The organism is Streptomyces sp. NPDC044033 (assembly GCF_056434425.1).
Genome location: NZ_JBWKFF010000060.1, coordinates 1 through 4,547 on the forward strand (window position 1 = coordinate 1; position 4,547 = coordinate 4,547).

Annotated in this window: 3 protein-coding genes; 2 read left to right on the forward strand and 1 reads right to left on the reverse strand. The window is 73.0% G+C overall.

Features of this window, described 5'->3' with window-relative positions; all coding sequences use genetic code 11:
- Positions 1 to 137: 137 nt before the first annotated feature.
- On the reverse strand, positions 138 to 1,487 hold the full coding sequence (locus AC07AB_RS40090; RefSeq protein ID WP_478577636.1) for a class II 3-deoxy-7-phosphoheptulonate synthase: 1,350 nt from the start codon (positions 1,485 to 1,487) through the stop codon (positions 138 to 140).
- A 243-nt stretch (positions 1,488 to 1,730) separates the two neighbouring features.
- Here AC07AB_RS40090 and AC07AB_RS40095 point away from each other — a divergent pair, with 243 nt between their 5' ends.
- Positions 1,731 to 2,270, forward strand: a complete 540-nt coding sequence (locus AC07AB_RS40095) for a hypothetical protein (RefSeq protein WP_478577639.1) — start codon at positions 1,731 to 1,733, stop codon at positions 2,268 to 2,270.
- Between the two features lie 234 nt (positions 2,271 to 2,504).
- On the forward strand, positions 2,505 to 4,424 hold the full coding sequence (locus AC07AB_RS40100; RefSeq protein ID WP_478577641.1) for an anthranilate synthase family protein: 1,920 nt from the start codon (positions 2,505 to 2,507) through the stop codon (positions 4,422 to 4,424).
- Positions 4,425 to 4,547 lie beyond the last annotated feature (123 nt).

Consider the following 4,547-nt stretch of genomic DNA (forward strand, 5'->3'; position numbering starts at 1 on the left):
GATGAGGGTAACCCGCTGTCCACCACCTAGGGTGGTGTTGTGGGGTCCCCTTCCCTTTACTGGTTTGAGCGGTCCGCGACAACCAGGGGGGGGCCCCCCCCCCCCCCCCCCCCCCCCACCGTCCGTCATTCGGATGTCTACTGGTCCCGGTACATCTCCGCGACGAGGAACGCCAGGTCCAGCGACTGGCTGCGGTTGAGCCGCGGGTCGCAGGCCGTCTCGTAGCGCTGGTGCAGGTCGTCGACGAAGATCTCGTCGCCGCCGCCCACGCACTCCGTGACATCGTCGCCGGTCAGCTCGACGTGGATGCCGCCCGGGTGGGTGCCCAGGCCCTTGTGCACCTCGAAGAAGCCCTTGACCTCGTCCAGCACGTCGTCGAAGCGGCGGGTCTTGTGGCCCGAGGCCGCCTCGAACGTGTTGCCGTGCATCGGGTCGCAGATCCACGCGACCTGCGCGCCGGACGCCGTGACCTTCTCCACCAGGGTCGGCAGCCGGTCGCGGACCTTGTCCGCCCCCATCCTGGTGATGAAGGTGAGCCGGCCCGGCTCGCGCTCCGGGTCGAGCCGCTCGATGAGGGTCAGCGCCTCTTCCGGGGTGGTCGTCGGGCCGAGCTTGACGCCGATGGGGTTGCGGATCTTGGAGGCGAACTCCAGGTGCGCGCCGTCCAGCTGGCGGGTGCGCTCACCGATCCAGACCATGTGGCCCGACACGTCGTAGAGGTCGCCGGTCCGCGAGTCGACGCGGGTCAGCGCGGACTCGTAGTCGAGGACGAGCGCCTCGTGCGAGGCGTAGAACTCGACGGTCTTGAACTCCTCCGGGTCCACCCCGCAGGCGTTCATGAAGTTCATCGCCCGGTCGATCTCGCGGGCGAGCGCCTCGTAACGCTGCCCGGAGGGCGAGGACTTCACGAAGTCCTGGTTCCAGGCGTGCACCTGGCGCAGGTCCGCGTAGCCGCCGGTGGTGAAGGCCCGTACGAGGTTCAGCGTCGCGGCGGAGGCGTGGTACATCCGCTTGAGCCGCTGCGGGTCCGGGATGCGCTCCGCCTCGGTGAACTCGAAGCCGTTGACGGAGTCGCCGCGGTACGTCGGCAGGGTCACCCCGTCGCGGGTCTCGGTCGGCTTCGAGCGGGGCTTGCTGTACTGGCCCGCGATCCGGCCGACCTTGACCACCGGCACCGACCCGGCGTAGGTCAGCACGGCGCCCATCTGGAGCAGCGTCTTGAGCTTGTTGCGGATCTGGTCGGCGCCGACGGCGTCGAACGCCTCGGCGCAGTCGCCGCCCTGGAGCAGGAACGCCTCGCCACGGGCGACGGCTCCCAGGCGCTGGCGCAGCTGGTCGCACTCGCCCGCGAAGACGAGTGGCGGATAGGACTCAAGCTCCGCGATCACATCGCGCAGAGCCTCTTGGTCCGGCCAGTCAGGCTGCTGCGCCGCGGGAAGGGAGCGCCAGGTGTTGCCACCGGCGTGGGTTTCAGCGTTCACGGTCACCCGCCACAGGTTACGTGGTCGGAGCGGTGCGTTATCCCCGCGCCCGGAAGATGAGACGGCCGACACGCCGTACGCGCCCGGCCCGCCCTCCGCCTCCGGGGGCCGGGTGCGCGGAAGCCCGACCCATGGCCGGTTATGACCGTTCCGTGAAGAGGTTGTGGGCAGGGCGTGACCGGATCTGTAAGTCTCTTCCCCGCCCCGGCCGCGCCGCGGCCGGGGCCGCCGTCTCCCGAGGGAGTGACCGTGAAGATCTTCCGCAGGTCCACCGCCCTGACCGCCGCCGCGGCCGCCGCCGTGCTGCTGTCGCTGTCCGCCGCCCCCGCCGAGGCCGCGCCGCCGGCCACCCACCCGGGGGTGACCTGGGCGCGGATCGCCGCCGGGCCCGACGGCAGCGTCATGGTCGGCGGCCCCGGCGGTACACCGAGCGACCCGTACAAGGGCGACACCCCGGCCACCGCCCTGCTGCCGGTGCTCTGCCTGAGAGTCGACGGCAGCCCGGTGCCGGACGGGCTGACCCCGGACTTCTACGGGGGCTGGGCACAGGGCACCGTCGCGGCGAGCCAGCCCGTCAAGGGCTCCCGACTCAACAGCCGCGCCGCCGCCGACAGCGTGTGCGCGGCGGCCTTCGGCGCGGGCTGGCGGATGGCCGAGTTCCATGACGGCCGCTACGGCCCCGATCTCCAGTACTCGGGCGGCTGGGCCTTCTGGGCCTACGGCAATCTGCCGAAGAACACCCGGTTCTGGACAGCGATCAATGACCAGCCGGCCAACCCCTGGAACTGACCGGCCCCGCCGCGGACGGCCGGCCCGGACACCGCGCTCCGGGCCGGCCCGTCGGGTAGGGTGCCTGGCATGTTCGCGCACTCGATGCTGACGCATTCGAACCAGGCTTGGTGGTGGACCGCTCACTCGGCGGCCCACTGATCGCGCGCACACCACGACTTCGCGAAGGCCGCCCGAGGGGCGGCCTTCCGTGCGTTCCACGGCCGTTCCTCCTCAGACAGAAGGAACCCCGCCATGCATCGCGACACCGCCGCTCTCGTGGAACGGCTGACCGGCGACGACTGCCCGCCGTTCGCCCTGCTGCACCGCCGCACACCGGGCCGCGCCGACGACTCCGTCGAACTCCTCCTCGGGCCGGTCGTCGAGGCCGAACGCCTGACGGACATCCCCCTGCCCGCCGGGGCGCCCGGCGCGGGCGGCCCGGTGCACGACGCACTCGCGCTGGTGCCGTTCCGGCAGATCCGCGAGCGGGGCTTCGACGTGCGCGACGACGGGACACCGCTGTCGGTACTGCTCCCCGAGGAGTCCCACGAACTGCCGCTCGCCGACGCCCTGGCCGCCCTGCCCGCGCACGGGGTACGGGTCGAGGACGGGCGGTTCGACGTGAGCGACGAGGAGTACGCGCGGATCGTCGAGCGGGTCGTCGAGGACGAGATCGGGACGGGCGAGGGCGCCAACTTCGTCATCCGGCGCACCTTCGACGGCCGGATCGACGGCTTCTCCGCCGCCGACGCGCTCGCCCTCTTCCGGCGGCTGCTGGCCGGCGAGCGCGGCGCCTACTGGACCTACGTCGTGCACACCCCGGAGCGGACGCTGGTGGGCGCCAGCCCCGAGGTGCATGTGCGGATGTCCGGCGGGACCGTCGTGATGAACCCGATCAGCGGCACCTACCGCTACCCGTCCGAAGGCCCCGACGGCGACGGGCTGCTGGCGTTCCTGCACGACCGCAAGGAGGTGGAGGAGCTGTCGATGGTCGTGGACGAGGAGCTGAAGATGATGTGCACCGTCGGCGACATGGGCGGCGTCGTAGTCGGGCCGCGGCTCAAGGAGATGGCCCACCTCGCGCACACCGAGTACGAGTTGCGGGGGCGGACCTCGCGGGACGTGCGGGACGTGCTGCGGGAGACGATGTTCGCGGCGACCGTCACCGGCTCGCCCGTGCAGAACGCCTGCCGGGTCATCCAGCGGCACGAGCGCCACGGGCGCGGCTACTACGCCGGGGCGCTGGCCCTCATCGGCCGGGACCCGGGCGGCGCGCAGACGCTGGACTCGCCGATCCTGATCCGGACCGCGGACATCGACCGGCACGGCGCGCTGAAGGTGTCGGTGGGCGCCACGCTCGTACGCCGCTCCGACCCGCGCGCCGAGGTCGCCGAGACGCACGCCAAGGCCGCGGGGGTGCTGGCGGCGCTCGGGGTGCGGCCGGCGCCCGTACGCGGCACCGCGGCGCCGGCGGCGCGGCTGGCGGACGATCCTCGGGTACGGGCCGCCCTGGACGCCCGGCGCGGCGACCTCGCGCCGTTCTGGCTGCGGATGCAGACGCTCGAACGGGACGGCGGGCCGGCCGGGCACGCGCTGGTGATCGACGCCGAGGACACCTTCACCGCGATGCTCGCGCATCTGCTGCGGTCCTCGGGGTTCCAGGTGACCGTGCGGCGCTATGACGAGCCGGGGGTGCGGGCGGCGGCGCTGGCGCACGAGGGGCCGGTGGTGCTGGGGCCCGGCCCGGGCGACCCGTCGGACACCGCCGACGCGAAGATGCGCTTCCTGCGCCCGCTCACCGCGGAGTTGCTGCGCGGGCACCGGCACGGGGTGCTGGGGGTGTGCCTGGGCCATGAGCTGATCGCGGCGGAGCTGGGGCTGGAGATCGCGCGCAAGGCGGTGCCGTACCAGGGGGCTCAGGAGCGGATCGACTACTTCGGCCGGGCGGAGACGGTCGGCTTCTACAACACGTTCACGGCGCGCTGCACCGACCGGGCCGAGGTGGAGCTGGCGATGCACCGCGTCGAGCTGAGCCGGGACGCGGCGAGCGGCGATGTGCACGCGCTGCGCGGGGCGGGGTTCGCGGGGGTGCAGTTCCACCCGGAGTCGGTGCTGACGCTGAACGGCGCGGCCATCGTGGCGGACGTGCTCGCGGCGGTGGCCGTCGGCTGAAGGCGGCCCGGCGGGGCCGGCGGGGCGGGGGGGAGGGCACGGCCGGGAGGGGCAGGGGGGGGGTGCTGTCGTGGGTCTTGGCGACTGCTCGGCCGAAGAAGACGCCGCCCCCCGCATACCAGT